At 51.1% G+C, this 21,389-nt stretch carries 25 protein-coding genes and 2 pseudogenes; 22 read left to right on the forward strand and 5 right to left on the reverse strand.

What is annotated here, in order from left to right; all coding sequences use genetic code 11:
- Positions 1-74 precede the first annotated feature (74 nt).
- The 12 genes and pseudogenes from NYE48_RS05415 to NYE48_RS05465 all read left to right on the forward strand — a co-directional run bounded on the left by NYE48_RS05415 (position 75) and on the right by NYE48_RS05465 (position 5,506).
- A complete protein-coding gene (locus NYE48_RS05415) occupies positions 75-641 on the forward strand; it encodes a GNAT family N-acetyltransferase (RefSeq protein ID WP_340997342.1) in 567 nt (188 codons plus the stop codon).
- Between the two features lie 42 nt (positions 642-683).
- A complete protein-coding gene (locus NYE48_RS05420) occupies positions 684-1,310 on the forward strand; it encodes an alpha/beta hydrolase (protein ID WP_340997343.1) in 627 nt (208 codons plus the stop codon).
- A gap of 34 nt (positions 1,311-1,344) precedes the next feature.
- A complete protein-coding gene (locus tag NYE48_RS05425; RefSeq protein ID WP_340997345.1) occupies positions 1,345-1,482 on the forward strand; it encodes a hypothetical protein in 138 nt (45 codons plus the stop codon).
- Positions 1,483-1,543: 61 nt separating this feature from the next.
- On the forward strand, positions 1,544-2,008 hold the full coding sequence (locus NYE48_RS05430; protein WP_340997347.1) for a hypothetical protein: 465 nt from the start codon (positions 1,544-1,546) through the stop codon (positions 2,006-2,008).
- Positions 2,009-2,033: 25 nt separating this feature from the next.
- A complete protein-coding gene (locus tag NYE48_RS05435) occupies positions 2,034-2,681 on the forward strand; it encodes a DUF3885 domain-containing protein (protein ID WP_340997348.1) in 648 nt (215 codons plus the stop codon).
- A gap of 146 nt (positions 2,682-2,827) precedes the next feature.
- Positions 2,828-3,037, forward strand: coding sequence for a hypothetical protein (locus NYE48_RS05440; RefSeq protein WP_036714127.1), 210 nt, complete (start codon positions 2,828-2,830; stop codon positions 3,035-3,037).
- A gap of 2 nt (positions 3,038-3,039) precedes the next feature.
- Entirely contained in the window at positions 3,040-3,312 is a 273-nt protein-coding gene (locus NYE48_RS05445) for a hypothetical protein (RefSeq protein ID WP_036714129.1), read from the forward strand.
- A 119-nt stretch (positions 3,313-3,431) separates the two neighbouring features.
- A complete protein-coding gene (locus NYE48_RS05450) occupies positions 3,432-4,010 on the forward strand; it encodes a YdcF family protein (protein ID WP_036714131.1) in 579 nt (192 codons plus the stop codon).
- Between the two features lie 21 nt (positions 4,011-4,031).
- Positions 4,032-4,472: a hypothetical protein gene (locus NYE48_RS05455; RefSeq protein WP_052147301.1), complete on the forward strand. Its 441-nt coding sequence runs from the start codon at positions 4,032-4,034 to the stop codon at positions 4,470-4,472.
- A gap of 140 nt (positions 4,473-4,612) precedes the next feature.
- Positions 4,613-4,903, forward strand: a pseudogene (locus tag NYE48_RS28180) (CPBP family glutamic-type intramembrane protease); the annotation flags it as partial.
- Between the two features lie 25 nt (positions 4,904-4,928).
- A complete protein-coding gene (locus tag NYE48_RS05460; protein ID WP_340997352.1) occupies positions 4,929-5,102 on the forward strand; it encodes a hypothetical protein in 174 nt (57 codons plus the stop codon).
- 35 nt (positions 5,103-5,137) lie between these two features.
- Positions 5,138-5,506: a hypothetical protein gene (locus NYE48_RS05465; protein WP_340997353.1), complete on the forward strand. Its 369-nt coding sequence runs from the start codon at positions 5,138-5,140 to the stop codon at positions 5,504-5,506.
- Positions 5,507-5,765: 259 nt separating this feature from the next.
- Here NYE48_RS05465 and NYE48_RS05470 read toward each other — a convergent pair whose 3' ends face one another.
- The 3 genes from NYE48_RS05470 to NYE48_RS05480 are packed head-to-tail and all read right to left on the reverse strand — an operon-like array spanning position 5,766 to position 8,605.
- The gene (locus NYE48_RS05470; RefSeq protein ID WP_340997355.1) at positions 5,766-6,494 is read right to left on the reverse strand and encodes a hypothetical protein; all 729 of its coding nucleotides are present in this window, start codon (positions 6,492-6,494) and stop codon (positions 5,766-5,768) included.
- A 27-nt stretch (positions 6,495-6,521) separates the two neighbouring features.
- Positions 6,522-7,283 carry a hypothetical protein gene (locus tag NYE48_RS05475; RefSeq protein ID WP_340997357.1) on the reverse strand — a complete coding sequence of 254 codons (762 nt, stop codon included), beginning with the start codon at positions 7,281-7,283 and terminating at the stop codon, positions 6,522-6,524.
- Positions 7,284-7,300: 17 nt separating this feature from the next.
- Entirely contained in the window at positions 7,301-8,605 is a 1,305-nt protein-coding gene (locus NYE48_RS05480; protein ID WP_340997359.1) for an SPFH domain-containing protein, read from the reverse strand.
- 167 nt (positions 8,606-8,772) lie between these two features.
- Here NYE48_RS05480 and NYE48_RS05485 point away from each other — a divergent pair, with 167 nt between their 5' ends.
- Together NYE48_RS05485 and NYE48_RS28185 are read left to right on the forward strand one after the other, a co-directional pair.
- Positions 8,773-9,321 (forward strand): GrpB family protein, encoded by a 549-nt coding sequence (locus NYE48_RS05485; protein WP_036714140.1) that lies wholly within the window; start codon positions 8,773-8,775, stop codon positions 9,319-9,321.
- Between the two features lie 49 nt (positions 9,322-9,370).
- A pseudogene (locus NYE48_RS28185) lies at positions 9,371-9,592 on the forward strand (aminoglycoside 6-adenylyltransferase); the annotation flags it as partial.
- Between the two features lie 63 nt (positions 9,593-9,655).
- Here NYE48_RS28185 and NYE48_RS05495 read toward each other — a convergent pair.
- Positions 9,656-9,871 carry an excalibur calcium-binding domain-containing protein gene (locus tag NYE48_RS05495; protein ID WP_246536814.1) on the reverse strand — a complete coding sequence of 72 codons (216 nt, stop codon included), beginning with the start codon at positions 9,869-9,871 and terminating at the stop codon, positions 9,656-9,658.
- A 145-nt stretch (positions 9,872-10,016) separates the two neighbouring features.
- Here NYE48_RS05495 and NYE48_RS05500 point away from each other — a divergent pair, with 145 nt between their 5' ends.
- The 6 genes from NYE48_RS05500 (at position 10,017) to NYE48_RS05525 (ending at position 15,927) form a co-directional block, all read left to right on the forward strand.
- On the forward strand, positions 10,017-10,661 hold the full coding sequence (locus tag NYE48_RS05500) for a zinc dependent phospholipase C family protein (RefSeq protein WP_340997363.1): 645 nt from the start codon (positions 10,017-10,019) through the stop codon (positions 10,659-10,661).
- A gap of 6 nt (positions 10,662-10,667) precedes the next feature.
- Entirely contained in the window at positions 10,668-11,174 is a 507-nt protein-coding gene (locus tag NYE48_RS05505; protein WP_340997365.1) for a GNAT family N-acetyltransferase, read from the forward strand.
- Between the two features lie 4 nt (positions 11,175-11,178).
- Positions 11,179-11,916, forward strand: a complete 738-nt coding sequence (locus tag NYE48_RS05510; protein ID WP_212949225.1) for a DUF4184 family protein — start codon at positions 11,179-11,181, stop codon at positions 11,914-11,916.
- Between the two features lie 485 nt (positions 11,917-12,401).
- A complete protein-coding gene (locus NYE48_RS05515) occupies positions 12,402-13,334 on the forward strand; it encodes an ABC transporter permease (protein ID WP_052147303.1) in 933 nt (310 codons plus the stop codon).
- Between the two features lie 16 nt (positions 13,335-13,350).
- The gene (locus NYE48_RS05520) at positions 13,351-14,259 is read left to right on the forward strand and encodes a carbohydrate ABC transporter permease (RefSeq protein WP_036714159.1); all 909 of its coding nucleotides are present in this window, start codon (positions 13,351-13,353) and stop codon (positions 14,257-14,259) included.
- Positions 14,260-14,316: 57 nt separating this feature from the next.
- On the forward strand, positions 14,317-15,927 hold the full coding sequence (locus tag NYE48_RS05525; protein WP_340997369.1) for an ABC transporter substrate-binding protein: 1,611 nt from the start codon (positions 14,317-14,319) through the stop codon (positions 15,925-15,927).
- Positions 15,928-15,996: 69 nt separating this feature from the next.
- Here NYE48_RS05525 and NYE48_RS05530 read toward each other — a convergent pair whose 3' ends face one another.
- Complete coding sequence (locus tag NYE48_RS05530) at positions 15,997-18,294, reverse strand: helix-turn-helix domain-containing protein (RefSeq protein WP_340997372.1); 2,298 nt, start codon at positions 18,292-18,294, stop codon at positions 15,997-15,999.
- 280 nt (positions 18,295-18,574) lie between these two features.
- Here NYE48_RS05530 and NYE48_RS05535 point away from each other — a divergent pair, with 280 nt between their 5' ends.
- Both NYE48_RS05535 and NYE48_RS05540 read left to right on the forward strand, forming a co-directional pair.
- Entirely contained in the window at positions 18,575-19,963 is a 1,389-nt protein-coding gene (locus NYE48_RS05535) for an alpha-L-fucosidase (protein WP_212949219.1), read from the forward strand.
- A gap of 93 nt (positions 19,964-20,056) precedes the next feature.
- Positions 20,057-21,343, forward strand: a complete 1,287-nt coding sequence (locus NYE48_RS05540; RefSeq protein ID WP_340997373.1) for an alpha-L-fucosidase — start codon at positions 20,057-20,059, stop codon at positions 21,341-21,343.
- Positions 21,344-21,389 lie beyond the last annotated feature (46 nt).

Below are 21,389 nucleotides of genomic sequence, written 5' to 3' on the forward strand. Positions count from 1 at the left end.
GTTTCCCAGGAAGCCATTCGATCCGTCATGAGGGAATTTTATGGGATTGAATGCTTGGTACGAGGAGCTGGGGATTGAATATCGGAGCAAGGAGCTTCCTTTTTAAATACAATCATATCCCCCTAAGGAGGAAACGCATGAAAGTTGAACTTCGCCCGGTACCTTATGTGCAGAAAGGCCTTTTATCGAATTTGTATCAATTTTATCATTATGAGTTCAGCCCATTTACCGAAGAAGACATGAATGAAGTTGGCAGATTTGCTGCCAATATCGATTATTTTTGGGAAGGCGATCATAGGTGGAATCCGTTTTTTATTATGCTGTCGGGAAAAATCGCCGGGTTTGCGGTCGTTTTATTCGAAAATCTGGATACGGATCCGGATCCGACGCACGTCATTTATGATTTTATGGTGTTGCCGAAATACAGAAGGACCGGGGTTGGGTCTGCCGCCGCCAAAAAAGCGTTGGCATTGTTTAAGGCCGACTGGGCCGTGGCTCAAATGGAAAAGAATACGCCTGCCATTTCCTTTTGGCGAAAGGTCATCGGCGAATTTACGGGTGATGCTTTCAAAGAAACGTATAGGGAAGATATAAAGAAATTCATACAGCGCTTTAGCACAAAATCACAGACGTCGGCTTAAGGAGGCTCGAGTCTGCAAATACCAATCGAAAGGATGAACGGCATGAAAATCCAGGAGTTAACGTTCCCTACTTCATGGAATGCCCAGGCGAGGTTTAAAAAATTCGAAAATGAGTCATCCACCACGCTCGTCGTCGAATTTCCGGGTGCCCAATACGGCACCGAACTGCCGCTTTTTCATTACCCGAGAAAACTGGCTTTTCAATACGGATTCGATGTTTTATCGCTTGAATACGGCTACCAAAGCGCGCGCCTGAAGCCCGAATTCAGCGATGAGCTGATCGGGAGCATCGTTTCGGATTTGGCAGAAGCTTTTCAAACGATCGATCTCTCGCCATACCGACAGATTATCTTTTTGAGCAAAAGTTTGGGGACGGTTGTCGCCGGCCTGCTGGCCGAGAAACTGGGGATGGATGTAAAACATGTGTTCCTGACCCCGATCAGCCGGACCATTCCTTATACTAGCGAAAACAATAGTTTGGTTGTAACAGGAAGCGAGGATCCGGTATTTACCGAAAAAGAACGAAGTCAAATCGCTAGCGCCAGATTGCTGGTCATCGACGGGGCGAATCACGGATTAGAGACGTTGGATCCTATGAAAACATTAAAGATGCTTGAACAAGTTTTGAGGGAAATCGATACATTTTTTGTGGAGCTTCGTCTAAAATAATGCGGCCGATTCAGCCTTAAAGGAGGATAAACTTTTGACCCAACTCATGCATATTCGCGGAACTAGGATTTATATGGAGCAACTTGGGCAGGAGCATGAGGAAGCATTGCTCTATTTGCACGGAGGCCCAGGCGATAAGGTCATCTACGAAGCTCCCTACGATTTGGAGTAGTCGACTCATTTCACACGGGACAGGATGGACAATCGACCGGAAGGGGAGCGACGGAGAAAACATGAAGCTTTTGCCTGAGTATGCGAAAATATTGATCGTCGGCGTCGTTTTTCAAAACCAATGGAGCTGGTACGTTACCGAAAGGGAGTATTGGTTCCTGAATGTCGAAATGGAGGACCGGTTTGGCATTGAAGTGTTGGATGAAACGACGGCAGAGTGTTTTTTTGAAAGAATACACGACTATAAAGTAGCTACAAGCGACCTGACCCGCACGCTAATCGAGCTGGAAGATGCGTTTGGGAGTTATGACGACGTGCTCGAGTTTATGCCTACGATTTACGTGAATTTCGATGACAAAGTGCTGTATTCCCTTTTTCCGGAGCCCATGTCCTTTGAACATTACGTACCCGACGGATGGACGGGGGAATATCGGGATTTTTATGCGCTTGTGCCTGAGGGCGAGCGATATTGGGTGATTCAAGGGGAAAGTTTTTTTGAGCGGATGTGGAATAAATTCAGGGCTTAGAAGAATCGGAGATGGACCATCATAGATGAACATGACAGATTATTTAAACATAAACTTTCCAGGGTTATCGCTTGAACCGCCATTGTTCTATAGTTGGGAATCGGCCCTACGATTCGAATTGGGAGACCCGGGGTTATTTGACATCGATGGAGAGCATTATTTGGAACGGGTGTATTTTCGGGCGATCGAGCTGTTCAAGGAACTCCATCACCCCAATGACGATGTGATTCTCGTAACCGATGCATATTTTGCGAACGTTGCAAAAGGTAGGGGCCATAAACTGAATCTCTATCAACGATTTATTAAAAACAAAAAGATATTGCGGCACATTCAAATCGAAGTGATCCCGGACGAATCGGATGAATCGGATACAAGTATCGGTCCTCCATTTTATATCCATCGATATTGGCTTCCATGCAAAGCAAGAGAGATCAAATACGCACCGCTCATCCAAGCGATCTGTAACCAGGACATGGCCCTGAAGCCAAAGATAAAGCATAGAGTGTTTTTCGTTAATATAACTCAAGGAAGCATCTTTCATATCTATGATGATCGAGGATGTGACGTTATTTCCATGACCCCGGATGTATTGAGGGAGGTTTACGATAAGTATTATGGCTGGATCTTGAAATACGATAAAGAAAAAATGGATCGGGTTTTTCGTGCGGATTAGGCAGGCTCGGGTTCATATTTTTTCTTGTGCCATTATTACGAAGCTGAAAACGGGCCGTTTAGGCGACTTGATAAGAAGGAGAAGGCAAGAGCCCGCTGCCGGAGCTCTCGGAAAATTGATGAATGACAACCGAAAGAAGGGTTTGCATGAAAATCGATTTGATTTCCGATGAGGCATATGCCGTATCCGGAATTCGCGTGGAACATATAGCCGGCCGGAAGTTTTGCGTCTTCGACGTTGAAGCGACGGGACCGGACGAGAAAGAGGACTGCATCACTCAAATCGGTGCGGTGCTGCTTGATCCCTTATCGAAGACTGGCCCCTGCTCTACCATGAATGCCGAAGAAATGGGCTGAACATGCTTTCCAATCCGATTTTGGACACGAAAGCGTTATTTTCATATCTGTTTCCCGAAATAGATGAAATCATATCAACCGATTTTCTGCTTTCATTTTTCAGCATCGATGCCTCCGACCTGAAGCGCCACACAGCACTTGACGACAGCTTCCTCATCAAAAGAATTTTCGACGAACTTTTAAAAGAGCTGGAACAAAGGAATATTGACGACATCATCATCGACCAGCCGATCACGATCAAACGGGTAAAACTTCCAAAGCTTGCTTCGCCGTAAGCATAAATGGATAGATTCCTGTGATGGACCCTTTGGACGCCCCTTACATATGCTATATTGGAAGGCAGTCACAGCTAGATTGATAGAATATCCGAAGGAAACGGCAGGAGGTGATGGATATGAAATATCCTTTTGATTGTCTGACGGATCTGGTTTTTGCCGAAGAAGAAAAACAAATCCTTCCGGCGGATGTCATCCTTGTTCCCGGGGGAAGCCACACGGAACCGATGAGCATGGCTGCGAGATTGTTCCGTGCCGGGATGGCGCCTTATATTTTGCCGTCGGGCGGATACAACCGAAAGCTTGGGACAACCGAGTGGGAACATTTTAAGGAAATCGGCATGTCGCTGGGCGTTCCCGAGTCCCGAATTTTGAAAGAAGATCAGGCCAGACATACATTCGATAACGCCAGAAATTCCTGGAAAGTTCTGCAGGAGCAGCATATAGAAGTGAAACGTGCCATTCTTGTGTGCAAGTCTTATTTTTCGAGAAGAGCGCTTATGACCTATCAGACGGTTTTTCCGCCGAGCGTTGCCTTTCAAGTTCTTCAGGATGATCGCCGGATCAGCCGGCAAAACTGGTTTTTGGACGAGGAAGGCATTCGATGGGTTCTGACGGAAGCCCAGAAAATATCGACTTATTTTGCCGAGCATATCCCGAACTGGGTGAAACAAAGCCAAAATGACGCCAAGGATTAAAGAGTTCATAAAGGAGAACGTATGATTCAAATATTGGAGGAGCCGATCGGCGTAACCTATGCTTCGCTAATCTCGCTCGCGTTTGACGTTTGCGATGAATTTATTTTAGTCAAAAGGGATCAGATTGGGCTGCACCCGAACGCGGAAGCGCTGCTCGACCGGCTTCAGCCTTACGTCAAAGAAATGAAACGGCAGGATGAATGGCCGGGAACGAGGTTGTTGGGTCATTATGCCGACGTTTATTATTTTGGTTGTACCGAAGAGTTAAAAGCATTGCTGCTGCATATTTCAAATCGATTGTATCAATGGATGCAGCCTGAAATGCCGGAAGACTTGTGTTTCTTGAAAAACGGAAAAGCGTGGTTGATCAATTCGGCTCATGAACGCATGAGTATGATCGATACGACAGATCGAAGCGAAATTTTAAAAATTCGAGAGATCGAGGGAATCATGATTTATTAGGGGGCGGGCGCCCAAACCTCTCTGTATCGGGAATCGGCTCCATAAACCTCCTTTTTGATCCGAATCGTCATGCAAGCCCGTGAGCTTAACAAGGGTTCTGCCCCCTTATTCTTTCCAACGGATTCGTTCTGCTCCCAAAGATGGCTTTGTTCCGCACGCATCGATCCAGTTACGACGTGCGCGGGTTTCTCACGTCACAGCTTGTAAAACTTCAACTTAGCGACTGGCAGGTGTATCTGATTGTCGGTTGCGCGTGGGGAGCATGGCGTATTCCGTATTACCTGGTGTTTTTGCCGAATGCGGACATGGAGCCTGTCCTGCCTGTGGGCCGGGTGATGTTTGCGATCGTTTCGTTTGTAACGATGGTTTGCTGGTCCGTTATGTTTATCGAGCTTTACCGGGTAACCCAATCAATTTGGCCTTGCGTCATTTTACATATGACCAGCGGATTCGCTCGTGAATCGGCTGATCATTTCAGGATTTATCCATATTGCCGCCGGGAAGAAAATCGTTATTTCCCCGATCAGCGGGATCGTCGCGACATTGCTGTATTTGGTAGTCGGATGCGGAATCCGGGCCTACCGGAAGTTCAAGGAGACGATAATCCATCGGCCAACGTTCAAATACTAAGGTGAAGGGTTTGGTCAAGAAACCGAGGTGATCAGGTGAAAAAAGTAGGGATGGTTGCGACGATTGCAATAGCTGCATTCATTGGATTTGGCGCTGGGAGGTTGTACACGGACTATATCAAAGTGAATGCGGCGGTAAAAGAATCGTTGGAACGGCGAACGGTCGAACACTTGAAGCAAAAAGGATATACTCCGGACCAGTACACGATGACAACGATAAAAGCTGTAAAATTCGACGGAATGAACGACTACTCCGTTGATGTTCAATTTAAGGATGAAGCGTCGCGACATTACTACTACAGTGAGGATCCTGAAGGGAATATTCAGCAATACGGTTTTAACGGAACAAAACATATTGAGAACGAAAGCCGTGCCAAAGGGGAAAAGGACAACGTCGATGATTGAGGTTTTGGATAAGAGTGGAGCATGACGCTCAAAAAGAAACTCAGGATTATGCCAAAGCGATTTTGGAGCTTAGCAAACCGCTGTATTCCGTTTCGGTCGAAGAAATGTTAGGAAGAGCGGAAAAAGCAGAGATATAAAGCCAGAGGTGAAAAGAAATAACAAATCGCCGTATGTAGAGAAATATTTAGCCTGCCTTGCTCGACGCCAAACGTTAGCAGGGCAGGCCGATTTGTATCCATAGGGGCTCAGGGTCCAACCGTTACGCGCAGATGATGACGTTGCCGCAATATTCGCATTCCTTCTGCTCGTGTGGAGCGACAACGACCCTGGCGCCGCAGCCCGGGCATTCCAACGCTCGCGGGCCTTGCATATCAGGATTTTCATGGTTACCTATGCCGGGTTGCGGATGAACTTCTTCGCTAGCCTCGGCTTGCTGCTCAAACGGATAACTTCCAGGCATAAATTTAAGCATGCCATTTTCGATGACACCCAGCGGCAGCATCCGATGATTGATCATAAAATTGAGGTCCCTTTCCGCAGGGATCGGGGATTGTCTGGTTTCCAACGCTATTTGCCGAACGCTGGTGATCCCCCTTTCCATGACCAACCAGTGGTATTGCGAAAGCAGCCGATTGAAATTTCGATCCGAGGGACCGATCAATGAGAAAAATATGAAAGCAGGCAGCAGGAGGAACGCCCCATAGACGACTGCATTGGCAATCGATTCCGCGGCTTCCGCAGGCCCGAATTCATCATATGTGATAAGAAAGATAAACATCGTAACAAGATAGGTGAGAGTAAACGCCCAACCTAACAACCTGTGATTTCTTCCTTTGCAACTGCGGTGAAAGTGAGTAGAAAACACACGAATAAGAGCGATGACCAAGCCGAGGGGAAATATCACGTAGCCGGCAGGAAAGATCAGCACCGTAGTGCAAAGAATGACCCGGTCAAAAGCCGTTAGTTGGGATTTATATTTAAAGTCCATTGCTGCAGCATACCTCCCGAATATCTTCTATACCGAATTGGACTTGAATGGGGAAGCAAGATTGTTCCGCTCAAGAATAAGTTCGCGTATTTTCCGGACGAGCAAGACCGTTTCGGCCGTTAACGCTTCTTTTTTGGAACCGTCGACTGCCTGAATCAGTTGAATCTGGTCCTCCAGAAGCGAAAGATGCTGTTCGAACACGCCGGTCAGACCGGCCCGGGCGGCAATAACCCCCGGATCGCCATAAGCGATGGTTTCTTCGAATCGGGCAAGTTCCTCCATTAAATCGCTTTGGCCCGGCGTGTCCGGCATGCCCCGTACGCGGGCGCGCATGGATGTCAATCGTTTGAGCAAATCGTTTCTGATATTCCGTTGATCGCGCTGCTTTTGATCCTGAGCCCCGGCAAATTTGCCGCTAAATCTCAGAAGGGCAGCAATGACTGCATACCCGGCCAAAAGAATAAGATGAACCGTAAAATACGCGGCGGCTGAGACGTCGAACACATAACCGAGCAGCAGGACGCATGCCAACACGGCGATCAAATAGGCTCCGTCAAGAAATCCTAAAGCGATGCGAAAAGGAGCAGGCGCCGCTTCATGTCCTTGGCCTCTGCCGCCGGACCGCAGCCAACCGATAAGCAGGGCGGCCTCGGCACAGGCGACGGCGACCCCCGAAATCCAGGCATGCGCCCGAATCCATCCGCCGCTTAGTCCAAACAACAATAGGGTAATCAAAGGCAGCAGGAAGATCAGGGATCTGATCCAGCCTCTGCGAACGATTCCGGTCATCAATGTGATCCCCCGCTTTATGTTAATTTAGCGCCGCACTCCATGCAGAATTTCTGTCCGGGCAATATTTCGTGATTGCAGCTGCCGCATTTCAGGGCGCAACTCGCGCCGCAGCTCGGGCAGAACTTCGCTTTGGCATCCACCCATTCGCCGCACTCCCTGCAGACCTTCGGAAGCGATGTTCCGCATTTCGGGCAGGAGGACATGCCTATGGCGAAATCATACCCGCAAGAAGGGCAAGGATTGTAGGGATCTCCGCAATTCTCGCAAAACTTGGCGTTGGGGAGAAGCGGATTCCCGCAATCGCTGCAGGTTCGCTGCTGCTGCCGGTTCGCCGCAGGGGCCGTCAAAGCCTGGCCGCAATCGGAACAAAACCGGGCCGTTTCCGAATTGAGGCTTCCGCAGTTTAAGCAGCTTCTCTGTTTGGTGCTTGCGACGGCAGCAGCTTGCATGGTCAGATTTCCGGCCATTTGATGGGCGGCTTCGTACATCGGTGCGGCCATGCCGAATCCTAACCCAAGTCCCGAACCGATGACGGCGGCGCTGCTGCCGGGGTTTTTGGCGGCATCTTCCATCGTGTCGAAAGAACGTTCTTCCTGGTATGTATACCCGATGATGTCCATTTCGGCTTTTTTGGCCAAGGCCGCTTTGATCCGCTGGGCGGCGGGATCGTCCGTCGGCGTGTTGATCGAATCGACATAGAAGTTCAGCAAAGAAATCCCCATTTCCTCGAATGCCGGCGCGATGGCCTCCTCGATATGTTTGGAAATTTCAGCGGCATACGCGTTGATTTCGACCACGCTGATCTTTTTATGGACGATATAGGAGGATATGATTTCGTTAATGTTTGACATGAGCACGCCGCGATAATATTTAATGAGCGTATCCTGATCAAAGGTTGGAAGCGTTCCTACAAGTTTTAGCAGAAACTTGCGGGCATCGACGATTTGAATGCCGAATTGGCCGTAAGCCCTTACAGATACGATAATATTGAACTTTGGGTCCTGCAGCTCGAGAGGAGAGCTGGTGCCCCATTTGACGTCCAACGAACTGAGCTTGTTAACGAACCATACCTCGGCCGTAAAAGGGGACTCCCCTCCAAATGGCAGGTTTACGAAGTTGGACAAAATTGGTATATTAGCGGTACTTAGCGTATAACGTCCCGCAGAAAAGGAATCCAGCGCTTGACCTTCTTTGAACAAAATCGCTTCCTGCGTTTCATGAACGATCAGTTGGGACCATGTGCTTAATTCCTGGTTGGGATGGCGCCATGCATAAACATCTGGCGGACCTTCAAATTTGACGACATCAATGATTGCCATTCGTTGCACTCCTTTAACACCATTCGTTTCATTCATATGGAAAAAGGTACTTATCTACTATTGTATACGATTTAAGGCCTATGCGGATGCGAATATTTGGAAAAATTCGAAAGATTCCGCGGGAAGGGAAGTTTCTAAGGACAACACCAAAAACCAAGGAGAATATGATGACGGACCATACCTTTTACCTCGCCCCATACGACCCGGACTGGAAAAGAGAGTTCGCGGAGCTTGGAGCACGCATCAAACATGCGTTGGGAGATACGGCCCTGCGGGTCGACCATATCGGTTCGACCTCCGTGGCGGGGCTTGCAGCGAAGCCGATCATCGACATTCAGGTTTCGGTGGCCTCCCTAGAACCGGTTGAGCTGTACAAACCGCAAATGGAAGCCATCGGCTTCATCCAACGGGCGGACAACGAGGAGTTGACCAAACGGTATTTCAGGGAGTCGCCCGGCGGAAAAAGGGTGCATATCCATATCCGGGAGAAGGGGAGCTTCGGCGAACAGTTTGCGTTATTGTTCAGGGACTATTTGAGAGAACACCCGGATGAAGGCCAAATATACGCCGCCGAAAAACAAAGACTCATGCTTTTGTATCCGAACGAGCGGCAAAAGTACGTGGAGGAAAAAGAACCGGTCATCTGGGAGATCATGCGCAGGGCAAGCCGGTGGAGCCAGCGGGTCGGATGGAAGCCGGGGCCTGCGGATTATTGAGCTGGAGGATAAGATGAGAGGTTATTATGGTGGATTGGGACCGGCATGATTGCCGGGTTTCTGGCAGGCAAGACGGGGAAATATTTCAAGCGAATATCTCCCCGGGCCTTACTGGGATATGTATAAAGCAACTTTTTCGGACGGCAGCTATGAAAACATGCGGGACGCCGTTTTTGCGGCGTGCCGGTTGTTCCGGAAGTTAGCCTGCGAAGTGGCACAAGAGCTCTCCTATACATACCCGCTGCAGGACGATGCCAACATGCCCCAATACCTTAAGCATGTCCGGCTGCTGCCTGCCGATGCGAAAGCGATTTTGCAGCGGCAAGCGCCGGGTTTATTTTTCGCAGGCGATCCGGTCTTTGTCGCGATCCAGCTTTTTGTTGGCATCGTACAGGGCTTTGGATACAAACGGCGCGTATTTCGTTTTTCCGCCTTTGTTTTTGACTCCCGGAGCTTGGGCGACGCCGCCCTTGTAAACGCGGTTGAGCTCGGAGCAGTTTCTGAATTTTTTCGCCTGGGACGCGGCGCTGGCATCCGATGCGGAAAACATCACGCCTCCGAGCAGAACGATGCTCATACTCCATAGGAAAGTTTTTCGGAACATATGCATTCTCCTTTACAATGATGATGCCATTATCGTAAACGATGATTATTTTTTAGACAATACCAACGGAATCCCGAAGGAGGTTTACGCCATGCCGTGGCCGATGGTCCATTTTGCGGTTGCCCAAAAACTGTCTTTGCCCCATCCCATGCCCGCTTTTTTGCTCGGCAGCATCTCGCCGGACGCCATCCATGCCAGAGAACATGTTACCCGAAGCGAAAAGGGTGCCACCCACCTCGTTCAGGAGGGACGTTTTCCAAGCATCGCTACACTGCAGGCAGCCTGCAATTCCTATCTGGAACAAGACCGGAATTCGGAATGGCTGGCCTTCGTGTTAGGCTATTTTGCGCACATTTATACGGATATCCGGTGGACGGAGACGGTTTATGCGGATTTTGAGCGAGCATACGACGGAGACCCGGGCGGGATCAGGGAGACGTATAACAGGGAAGTCAGCCAATTGGAATTCCATTTGTTAAGACAGGAGCCGTGGGCTCAGGATGGGCTCGAACAATTGCGGCGGGCGAGGGCGTTTGCGGTCGAACCGTTCCTCACGCAAGACGAAGTCGGGCGGTACAGGGACATGAAGCTGGCCTGGCTGGAAGATGAACGTCACGAGCCGGGAGTTCAAAATAAGTATTTCCATGCGCAAAACGTGAGCGATTTTACCGAAAATACGGCACGCGAATTAACCGAGTTATTCCAAGCGTGGAAGATCCCCCAGAGAGGAGTTTAACGAATCATGCACATTCAAAACCTACGACGGGAACAAGCGGAGCAATTCTGGAAGCTGCGGCTTGAGGCGCTAAAAACGCAGCCCGAGGCTTTTGGTTCCTCCTACGAGGAACAGGTCCATACCCCAATGAATGAAGTCGAATCAAGGATTAACGATGAACCGGACAATTATATACTGGGCGCGTTTACGGAGGAAGGCGAACTCATCGGGATGGCCGGGTTCCGGAGGGAGCCGGGACGAAAGATGAGGCATAAAGGCATGGTATGGGGAGTGTACGTCACTTCGGCGCATCGCGGGAAAGGGATCGCCAAAGCCCTTATGCAGGAAATTCTGCGCCGGGGACAAGCCATCGAAGGTTTGCGGCAGATCCAGCTGGCGGTGGTTACGGCCAATACGGCTGCAGCCTCATTGTATAAGGGACTGGGGTTCGTAAGTTACGGTTTGGAAAAAGAAGCTTTGATGGTAGACGGACGCCTGTATGACGAAGAGTTTATGGCGTATTTTTTAGGATAGCGATATGCCGTTCACCTTCGCGCATCCATTATACATTGCTCCTGCCAAGTGGATCCGCCCCGGTTACATGAGCCTGGCAGGGCTTGTCCTTGGCAGCATGGCCCCGGATTTCGAGTATTTTTTGGCGATGGAGCCTTACCAGTGGATCGGGCATACACACGCAGGATTGCTGCAAGCCTTCGTGCTGTGCACCCTCCTTTTGTTTTTGCTTCAGGTCGTCCTGAAGCCGCTGGCCCTGCATTTGCCTTCTGTTTTCGATTTGGATCTGCGGGTCTCCGCGCTGATTCGACCCTTCGATTTCCGCCGCATGCGAAGCTGGGTCGTGTTTATCGTCTCGGTTGCGATCGGATTTTACAGCCATATTTTGATCGATGGGTTGACGCACGCCTCCGGCTTTTTTGTGATGAGGTATCCCGCTTTGCGCAGCGTCGTTGTTGCCGATTTGCCTGTTTATAAGCTGCTGCAGCATGCCTTGTCCATTTTCGGTTTGACGCTGGAATTGGCGATCCTGCTCTACGTATTGGCCAACGTCCCATATTCGGCCGTAAGCGCGGCCAGGGTCGCGGGAAAACGAAAGCGGAGGTATTGGATCACGGTGGCGATCATGATGATCGTTGTCGTTTGTGCCAAGCTTCTATTTACTTCCAGTTCGAACCTATTGGGAATTCTCGTCGTGTCGCCGATATCCGGATGTTTTGCAGGGCTCGTTGCGGCGGGAGCGTTGTTTGGAAAAGCGCGTTAGACCTGATGGGAAGATGACATTTTAAGCATCAAGACCATTCGGTTGTGCCGTTTATAGTTTGCCATATATCCATGTGTAGGCCCGGGGGAGAGAGTCCCTTGGGTCTGTTTTCGTATGTCCATTTTTTCGCAAACGCTATCATGCGAACTGAAAATTCTGCGGGAGAAATGCCAAAGGCATATGAAAAGGTTGTCATTTGGTGTCGATTGGTCATATTTGATGTCGTTCTGAAAGCCTTTTCCGGCAAGCAAAAACGACATATTGTCAGCATGTCAGCCGCGATTGTCAGCGTCCAAAAACCTTGATGCGGCGCGGGTTTCCGGCGCACCTAAAATGACATATTTACGACGTTTGCCAGGTTGTCTATCGTTAAACATGTAAGCGCTAGCAACCCTGCATAACTTCGAGAGAAAACAAACAGAAAGAAATCATATGAAAGGGGTGATCCTATGCAGGATACAAAAGCTGCTGTTCCGGGCAATGCAATGTTGAAACCGGGAAAGGCCGGCACCGGCAAGGGCGTCTGGAAGAGAATCGTTACGAACTGGGAATTGTACATCTTTATTGCGCCAGCGTTTCTGTACTTTCTCATTTTCTCTTACGGACCGATGTATGGCATTCAGATCGCGTTCAAAAACTTTATTCCGACAAAAGGGATTAGCGGAAGCCCGTGGGTCGGCTTCGACCACTTCGAGCGCTTCTTCCATTCCTATTACTTTTGGGATTTGTTATGGAACACGCTGAGCATCAGCTTGTACGAACTCGCCATCGGATTTCCGATTCCGATCATTCTGGCACTGGCGTTTAATGAGGTTAGAAACGGATTCTTCAAGAAGCTGGCCCAGACCGTGACGTATGCGCCTCACTTTATTTCCGTCGTCGTGATGGCCGGGATGATCATTTCCTTCCTGTCCCCGTCGACCGGGATCGTGACGCACATCATTGAAGGTCTTGGATTCCAGGCGCCGGACTTTTTGACGGATCCGAGATGGTTTAAAACGATGTATGTATTGTCTGGCGTGTGGCAAAGCGCAGGCTGGGGCACCATCATTTACTTGGCAGCGCTTTCCGGGGTGGATCCGGGACTTCACGAAGCGGCGATCATCGACGGGGCCTCGCGGTTCCAGCGCATTCGCCACATTAACATCCCGACGCTGATCCCTACGATGACCATCCTGCTCATCCTGAACATGGGTAGCTTGCTGGGAGTAGGCTTTGAAAAGATTCTCCTGCTGCAAAACCCGCTGAACATGGGATCTTCGGACGTCATTTCGACGTTCGTGTACCGCTCCGGGCTCGTGGATGCCCAGTACAGTTTCTCGACAGCGATCGGCTTGTTTAACTCCGTGATCAACTGCGTGATGCTGATCGTCGTGAACCAGATTGTGCGCCGGACGAGCGAGAATAGTTTGTGGTAGAAAAGGAGGGGCACGGATGTTAACAGGCGTAAAAGAAACCAAACGCGACAAGATCTTTGTAATTTGCAACTACATTTACGTGCTTCTGGCTTTCCTGATCGTATTTTATCCGCTCATCTATATGATCAGCGCATCGATCAGCAATCCGAAGTTCGTAGGCTCCGGGGAAATGTGGCTGTGGCCGAAAGGCATTACCTTCGACGGCTACAAGCGCGTGTTCGAAAATTCAAGCATTTGGATCGGCTACGGCAATACGATTTTGTACACGGTCGTGGGAACCGCGATCAACCTGATCGTAACGCTGCCTGCAGCGTATGCGCTGAGCCGCAAGGACTTCGTCGGACGCAACTTTTTTATGGGGATGTTCATGGTGACCATGTTCTTTGGCGGCGGTCTGGTACCGACTTACCTGCTCGTCAAGCAGCTTGGCATGATCAACTCGATGTGGGCGATCGTGATTCCGTCCGCCGCATCGATCTGGAACATTATCGTCTCCCGCACGTTTTTCCAAAGCTCGATTCCGAAGGAGCTGCAGGAAGCGGCCCAAATCGACGGTTGTACCAATATGCGGCTGTTCGTCAAAATCATTCTGCCGCTGTCGATGCCGATTATCGCGGTCATGGCCTTGTTTTACGGGGTCGGCAACTGGAACAGCTACTTCTCGGCGCTCATTTATTTGAATGATTCCGCCAAGTATCCGCTGCAGCTCGTCTTGCGCCAAATTCTCGTCTTGCAGGAGATGGCGGCCCAGGGCGGAGGGGCGATCGACGCTTCGACAGCCGCTGCGATGAACAGCAAAGCGGAAATCGCGGCGCTGGTCAAATACGCGGTCATCATCGTCGCAACGCTTCCAGTTATTGTGATTTATCCTTTCTTACAGCGTTATTTCGTGCAAGGTGTTATGATTGGTTCCGTAAAGGGCTGATCTTGCTAAATGGGGATTTTGCAAAATCCTGAACTACTACAAAGGGGAGTTATACAGATGAAAAACATTCGGAAGGCTTCATCCATTTTACTTTGCCTTACCCTTTCCGCGTCCTTGCTTGCAGCATGCGGCTCGTCGAAAGGCAGCGAAGGAGCTTCTTCTTCGGCGCAAACCGAAGCTGCAGGCGTGAAAAAAGACGGTTTTCCGATCGTGGACAAGCAGCTGACGCTGACCATGATGTCGCAGGACGCCGGCGTGGCGGACTGGAACCAAATGCCCGTGCTTAAAGAAATGGAAAAACTGACGAACATTAAATTCAACTACCAGCTTTCGCCGATCGACAGCTTCGCCACCAAGAAAAACCTGGTGTTCGCGAGCGGCGACTTGCCGGACGTATTCTACGGCGCGGACCTTAAACCTGCCGAGCAGGTCACTTACGGAACGCAAGGCGTGCTGATTCCTCTAGAGAAATACATCGACGGAGGTTACGCGCCGAACATCAAAAAAATCTTCGACAAGCATCCGGATATCCGCAAATCGTTTACGACGCCGGACGGACATATTTATGCGCTGCCGAACGTCGACCTGTCCGCCGTATGGTACCGGAGCCCGATGTGGTATAACGGCAAATTCCTGAAAGCGCTCAACGTAAAGGAACTGCCTAAAACGACGGAAGAATTGTACGCGTATTTGAAACGCGTGAAGGAAGAAGATCCGAACGGCAACGGCAAGAAGGACGAAATTCCGCTGACTTCCGTGAAGCTGGACGATTTGCGCATGTATTTCCTCGGCTTCTGGGGCATCTACGACGAAGTGATTTACGCGGATAAAGACGGCAAAGTGCATTACACGCCGCAAGAGGAAGGCTACAAAGGTTACCTGACGTTCATGAACCGTTTGTGGAAGGAAGACCTTCTCGACCACGAAACGTTCTCGCAAACGCCTGAACAGAAAAAGGCGAAGGGGCAAAACAACCAGCTTGGCGTATTTAACGACTACTTCCCTTACTTTACGCTCGGCGGCGACCCAAGCAGCGACAACCCGCTTATGACGCCGGTGAAGAGCGAAATCCCGGATTCTCCGGTATACGGCAAACACCCGGGCATCTCGGCCAACGGCACGTTCGCAATTACGAGCAAAAACCCTGCTCCGGAAGCGACGATGCGCTGGATCGACTACCAATACGGCTATGACGGCGCAACGTTGTTCGCCCAAGGCCCTGAAAACCTGCTGTGGAAATACAAAAACAAAGAAACGCATGAAAAAGAATGGCTTCCGGTTCCGGGAGGAAAAGATCGCGAGGAATTCCGCGGCACGATGACGCCGAACTACGGCATCCTGACGCCGGGCATGAACTCCGCCGAACTGACCAAAGGTCTGAAGAGCGACTTCGACAAGTGGATCGACAAGGAAAATGCAGAGAAGCTTGTACCGATCAGCAAAACGCCGTTCCCTAACGTGTACTTGACGAATGAAGAGCAAAGCGAAGCAACGGCACTGCTCTCCGACCTCAATACGTACGTTCAGCAAATGGAAGCGAAGTTCGTGACCGGACAAGAGCCGCTTTCCAATTGGGACAAATACGTGGCTCAGCTGAAAAAGATGGGCGCAGACCGTATCGTAGAGCTTTACCAAGGCGCGTACGACCGCTGGAATTCAGGGAAATAATCGATTAGCAGCACAAAAAAATGAAGCCAACATGTCCCGGTCTTGACGACCGGATGTTGGCTTTCATCATTATTCGCCGTCCAAATCGGACTCGGATGCGGCTTGGCCGTCCGGCGAAAACATTTTGCGGTATTGGCCCGGCGTATAACCGGTTTCCTTTTTGAACTTGCGGATAAAATTCGGCGTGTCCAGATAACCGACCCGAAGGATGATGTCCTTCAGCGGATCGCTTGTCGTTTTCAGCTGATGCATGACCTCTTCCATTCTTTTTTGCCAGATATACTGGATGAAGTTCAGCCCCATCTTTTCCTTGAACGAGCGGCTGACATGGGATGGAGAGATGCTGAACTCGAAAGCGACGGTCTCCAGGCTGAGCGTATTGTCCGCGTAATGCTCGTCGATGTAAGCAACGATCTGATCGATGATCGACTGTTCTTCCTGCTGCGTATTCTGCTCGACCTGCGCGCATATTTGCGCGCACAGCTTCAGCAGGCTGCGTTCCAGCTCGTCCAGGGAGTTGCCGTAAATCATGTTCGGCGCGACTTCCTGAAGCATGCCGTGATGGCCGAGCTCCGACGCGGTTTTCAAAACGCTGTTCAGCAGGTCGAAGCAAACGCAGCGGATCAGCAGCGCGGAATGTTCGGACGTATGCAGGTTCTGGATGGCCGAATGAACGATCTGGGCTGCCACATCGTAGCTTCCCTGCTTCAAACTTTGCGAAAGCTTGAGCAGCGTGTTGTTCGGGATCCAAAATTCCTGGTCATGCGTTTGGGACAGCTTTTCGAAATAGGTGACCGAGCCGTAATCGTTGGATACGCGGAGCTCAAACGCCGAGCATGCCTCGATAAACGATTGGTTCAGCTGATCCGGGCTCGGGTAGCACGTACCGACGCCGATCATCGGAATCGTATCGAAGGTTTCGAGCATGTTGCTGCGCACCGCTTCGACGATTTGCCGGATATGGGAAAATTCGTCCTGTCCGCCGAGATTGAAGCTGATGATCAGGCCAAACTGGTTCAGCTGGGACAGCTCCACGCCGTATCCATGGGCATTCAGCTCCGGAATTTCGATCTGGGCGAGCAGCTCGATCATGTCCTGGCGCTCCTGCTTTTCGGTTTCGCTCATGTTCTCTTCGTCCCAGCCGATGACCATCACGAAATGATGGGTGCGGTCGAACCGGAGATCGAATGCTTCCTGAAGTTCGGGCGTCAGGCTCTGGGCGCTGCCGTACTTGAGCAGCATGGACAGAAAATGGTTGCGGGCGAAAGGCTCCTGCAAATCGACGCGCGAGCTGTATTCCTGCAGCGCCGTCCGGATTCGGTCCAGCTCGTTGCCCGAGGCGGAAGCATCATCCGGGCGCTTGGCGCCGGCTTTGGAAGCGGCGAACTCGACAAGCATGGATATCGGCTGGTATTGCATGCGGGCCAGCACGACGGCGATGGCCGCGCCGACCAGCACCACGATGATAAACAGCATGATGATAAAGCTGCGAACATGCAAAACGCTGCTGAAAAATTGGGCGCTCGGCATGATCGTCACGTAGCTCCAGCCGTTGTTTTCCGACTTGACGGAGACGATCGAATGAGCTTGTCCGTTGATGTTCCGGTCCTGGATGCCGGGCGACAAATCATCGAAAAGCGCTTGCGCGTCTTTTTCGGTCAAGGCTTCCCCCTGGCGGTTGTCGACCATGATATGTCCCTCGTTATCGAGGATGTACGTTTGGCCTTGGTAGCTTCCGAGAATCGAGTCGATCAGGCTGCTGAGCTCGGACTCCTTGATCAAATACATGACCGTCCCGTGAGGGGAGGAGCTTCCCGGCGTGATCGGAATCAAATAGGCAAGCACCGTTTCCTGAACGCCGGAAGGGTTCGTGACGATGTCCGCCGGTCGCATGATCGGATACGTAGCTTCGTTCAAATCCCTGTAAAGCGTATCTTTGCTCCAGTTTTTGAAGCGAATGTTTTTCGCGAAGACGTCAAAATTGTTGAGGCCTTTGCTGGAGTAAATTTTATCGTCTTGATGGAAATACAGGTACATTTCGCCGATGATCGAGCTGGTGGCCTTATACTGGTCCAGCGCTTGAATCGACTCCCAGCTGGAGACCGGATCATGGACCTGGTAACGTGCCAGCCGTTTGTCGTAGGAGATGCGGGTCGCGATTTCGCTGAGCTCCTTCATCCTTCCGTCGATGATGACCTTCGCTTGCGTCAATTGGGCAAGGCGGGACTGTTCGATTTCGGAACGGAGATTCGTGACGGCGTTTTCATAAATGAAAATCGTCATGCAGACGAGAGGAATCAGCAGGATAAACAAATAGGACCAAATATATTTCAAAAACAGCCTGGATTTAAAGTAGTTTCGTTTCAACAATTCTGCCTCCTGTGTCAGCTGATAATCTTCAGGTACCTATCCATGATACCAACAAATCGGCGGTTTGGACATAGAGGGGCGGAAAGTTTCGAAATGCGTCCTCGGAAGAAAAAGCGGGCAAATCAAGATTTTCGGGTTGGCGAATGAAGGAATCGGCGCCGCTTCGAAGAAGTTATCTCTCAAAGATAGCGTTTTCATAATCCGGCGGCAAGGCCGGAAACCGCGTGACACCCGTTTTTGCAAGGAAACCAAACCAATCGTGATATGGAGGATGACCATGAGTGAAAAGGAGCATTTGATCGAGGAAGAAGAATCCGTCGTCGTGCAAGGGGTGCACAACTACAGCAGCGAGGAGCAGTGGGTCAAACCCGAAGATCCGCTTCTTCTGGAGCGGCTCGAATGGTTCAAGGACCAGAAGCTCGGGCTGATGATGCACTGGGGGCCGTATTCCCAGCTGGGCCTGGTCGAGTCCTGGGCGCTCAGCGACGTGGACGAAGAATGGTCGCGCAACGAGATCGACTGGGATATCGATGCCGAGGAGCTGAAGCGGCAGTATTTCGATCTGAACAAAACGTTTAACCCGCTTCGTTTTCAGCCGGACCTTTGGGCGGACCTTGCGGCGGACAACGGTTTTAAATATTTGAACTTTACGACCAAGCACCATGACGGATTTTGCATGTGGGATACCCGTACCACCGATTACCGCATTACCGGTCCGGATTGCCCTTTCCATACGCATAAATACGCCGACATCACGAAGCAGCTTTTTAATGCGTTCCGGGCGAGAGGCCTCGGCATTTCCGCCTATTTCTCCAAAGCCGATTGGCATTCGCCGTATTATTGGGCGCCGGGCATGCGGCCGGGAACGACGACGTCGCGCGGTCCGACCTATGATCCGAAGGAATATCCATGGCTGTGGGAGCAATTCGTGCAATTCACCCACGAGCAGATCATGGAGCTGATGACGAACTACGGCCGGATCGACGTGCTGTGGCTGGATGCCGGATGGGTCAACGATTACCGCGATCAGAACATTCGCCTCGGCGAAGTGGTCGAAAAGGCTCGCAAAATCCAGCCGTGGCTTCTGTCGGCGGACCGCACGGTCGGCGGGCCTTACGAAAACCTGATCACGCCGGAGCAAACGCTGCCCGAGCGCGCGCTTCACGTGCCATGGGAGAGCTGCATCACGATGGGATCGGCGTTCTCGTTCCGTTACGAGGATAACTATAAATCGGTTCGCCAGCTGATTCATCTGCTCGTCGAAATCGTGGCCAAAGGCGGCAACCTGGCGCTGAACGTCGGGCCGCAGCCGGACGGAAGAATTTCGAAGACGGCGATTTCCCGGATCCAGGGCATGGGAGCTTGGCTGAAGGTCCATGGCGAAGGCATCTACGGAACGAGAGTGTGCGAGCCGTATTCGGTAGGCAACGTGCAGTTTACGCAAAAAGACGGGAAAATCTATGCGTTCTACCTGTACAAGGACGAAAACGAAACCGTTCCGGAAGAGATTCATTTGCCGCTGCAGAAAGAGTTCAGCCGCATCGACCTGATCGGCGGGCCGGAAGGGCTCGAGTACCGCAAGACGGACACCGGCATCGCCGTGCGCCTTCCGGCGAAAGAGCGCGAAGCCAAAGCGCCGATCGCGCATGCGTTCCGGATCCAATAAGACAGAAATATCGCAAGTTTGACATAACCGTATGATGTATTGGGCTTAGCATGAATAGAGCCGACCATTTGATCTGAAAGGTGCTGAACATATATGCAACAATGGTTTGAAGACGCGAAGCTGGGCATTTTTATTCACTACGGGATTTATGCGGTGGACGGCGTCGCCGAATCCTGGTCTTTTTACAACGGGAGAATATCTTACGAGCAATACATGAAGCAGTTGGACGGCTTCACCGCCTCCAAATTCGACGCGGACAAATGGGCGGACCTGATCGAAAAATCCGGCGCCAAGTACGCGGTGCTGACGACCAAACACCATGACGGCGTAGCGTTGTTCGACACGCAGTACAGCGATCTGAGCGTCATGAAGAAAACCCCTGCCAAGCGGGATATCATCAAGGAGTATGCCGAAGCGGTTACGAAAAGGGGAATCCGGCTCGGCATGTACTACTCGCTTATCGACTGGTCGCATCCGGATTATCCGAGCGTCTACGAAGGCGGCAAAGTGCCGGACGATTTGAGCACGGTCAACCGGTTTTCGAGCCCGCCGGACGGGGTGCAGGACGAAGAAAGATGGCAGAAGTTTTTGCAGTTCAACAACGACCAGCTGAAAGAAGTTTTGACGAATTACGGCAAGGTCGACCTGCTGTGGTTCGACGGGGACTGGGAACGGAGCGCCGAACAGTGGAATTTGCCGGAGTTCAAACATTACCTGAAATCCTTCAACCCGGACCTGATCATCAATTCGAGGCTTCAAGGGCACGGAGACTACAAAACGCCGGAGCAGGGCTTGCCGATCACGAGACCTGAAGGGCCGTGGGAATTCTGCACGACGATCAACTCGTCGTGGGGGTACGTGCCGACGGACAACCATTATAAATCGCTGAACCAGATCATCCGCATGTTCTGCGACTGCATTTCGATGGGCGGCAACATGCTGCTTGACATCGGGCCGCGCGAAGACGGAACGATCGACGAACGCCAGGAAGAGATCCTGCTCGGACTGGGCGACTGGATTCGCACGCATGCCGAGGCAGTGTACGGCACGCAGGAAGGCATCATGACGCGTTATTACCTTGGCGGCAGCACGCTGTCCAAAGACAAAAAGACGTTGTATCTCTTCGTCTACGACGATCCGAAAGAAAGCATATGCCTGAAGGGGTTGTGCAACCCGATCAAAAAGATCACCGTGCTGCACTCCGGAAAAGAGCTGACGCACGAAATCCACGGCGGCGTGCCTTGGTTCAACATTCCGGGAACGACCTGGATTCCTTTGACGGCCGAAGACACGCATGAGCACGTAACCGTGCTGAAGCTGGAATTCGACGAGGAAGTGGAAATGTACGGCGGTTCCGGAGCAGTCGTTACGCATAACTAGGGAGCCTGGCTTGGGGCCGGCAGCCGGATGAAAGGCTTTCGAAAAG

The sequence above is a fragment of the Paenibacillus sp. FSL M7-1455 genome (assembly GCF_038004655.1).
Lineage (GTDB): Bacteria > Bacillota > Bacilli > Paenibacillales > Paenibacillaceae > Paenibacillus_AQ > Paenibacillus_AQ cookii.

What these genes read in the sequence shown, in the direction of transcription:
- NYE48_RS05420 (WP_340997343.1), top strand. Translation starts at nt 684, where the DNA reads ATGAAAATCCAGGAGTTAACGTTCCCTACTTCATGGAATGCCCAGGCG.
- NYE48_RS05430 (WP_340997347.1), top strand. Translation starts at nt 1,544, where the DNA reads ATGAAGCTTTTGCCTGAGTATGCGAAAATATTGATCGTCGGCGTCGTT.
- NYE48_RS05435 (WP_340997348.1), top strand. Translation starts at nt 2,034, where the DNA reads ATGAACATGACAGATTATTTAAACATAAACTTTCCAGGGTTATCGCTT.
- NYE48_RS05440 (WP_036714127.1), top strand. Translation starts at nt 2,828, where the DNA reads ATGAAAATCGATTTGATTTCCGATGAGGCATATGCCGTATCCGGAATT.
- NYE48_RS05445 (WP_036714129.1), top strand. Translation starts at nt 3,040, where the DNA reads ATGCTTTCCAATCCGATTTTGGACACGAAAGCGTTATTTTCATATCTG.
- NYE48_RS05450 (WP_036714131.1), top strand. Translation starts at nt 3,432, where the DNA reads ATGAAATATCCTTTTGATTGTCTGACGGATCTGGTTTTTGCCGAAGAA.
- NYE48_RS05455 (WP_052147301.1), top strand. Translation starts at nt 4,032, where the DNA reads ATGATTCAAATATTGGAGGAGCCGATCGGCGTAACCTATGCTTCGCTA.
- NYE48_RS05470 (WP_340997355.1), bottom strand. Translation starts at nt 6,494, where the DNA reads ATGGACTTTAAATATAAATCCCAACTAACGGCTTTTGACCGGGTCATT.
- NYE48_RS05475 (WP_340997357.1), bottom strand. Translation starts at nt 7,283, where the DNA reads ATGACCGGAATCGTTCGCAGAGGCTGGATCAGATCCCTGATCTTCCTG.
- NYE48_RS05480 (WP_340997359.1), bottom strand. Translation starts at nt 8,605, where the DNA reads ATGGCAATCATTGATGTCGTCAAATTTGAAGGTCCGCCAGATGTTTAT.
- NYE48_RS05485 (WP_036714140.1), top strand. Translation starts at nt 8,773, where the DNA reads ATGACGGACCATACCTTTTACCTCGCCCCATACGACCCGGACTGGAAA.
- NYE48_RS05495 (WP_246536814.1), bottom strand. Translation starts at nt 9,871, where the DNA reads ATGTTTTCCGCATCGGATGCCAGCGCCGCGTCCCAGGCGAAAAAATTC.
- NYE48_RS05500 (WP_340997363.1), top strand. Translation starts at nt 10,017, where the DNA reads ATGCCGTGGCCGATGGTCCATTTTGCGGTTGCCCAAAAACTGTCTTTG.
- NYE48_RS05505 (WP_340997365.1), top strand. Translation starts at nt 10,668, where the DNA reads ATGCACATTCAAAACCTACGACGGGAACAAGCGGAGCAATTCTGGAAG.
- NYE48_RS05510 (WP_212949225.1), top strand. Translation starts at nt 11,179, where the DNA reads ATGCCGTTCACCTTCGCGCATCCATTATACATTGCTCCTGCCAAGTGG.
- NYE48_RS05515 (WP_052147303.1), top strand. Translation starts at nt 12,402, where the DNA reads ATGTTGAAACCGGGAAAGGCCGGCACCGGCAAGGGCGTCTGGAAGAGA.
- NYE48_RS05520 (WP_036714159.1), top strand. Translation starts at nt 13,351, where the DNA reads ATGTTAACAGGCGTAAAAGAAACCAAACGCGACAAGATCTTTGTAATT.
- NYE48_RS05525 (WP_340997369.1), top strand. Translation starts at nt 14,317, where the DNA reads ATGAAAAACATTCGGAAGGCTTCATCCATTTTACTTTGCCTTACCCTT.
- NYE48_RS05535 (WP_212949219.1), top strand. Translation starts at nt 18,575, where the DNA reads ATGAGTGAAAAGGAGCATTTGATCGAGGAAGAAGAATCCGTCGTCGTG.
- NYE48_RS05540 (WP_340997373.1), top strand. Translation starts at nt 20,057, where the DNA reads ATGCAACAATGGTTTGAAGACGCGAAGCTGGGCATTTTTATTCACTAC.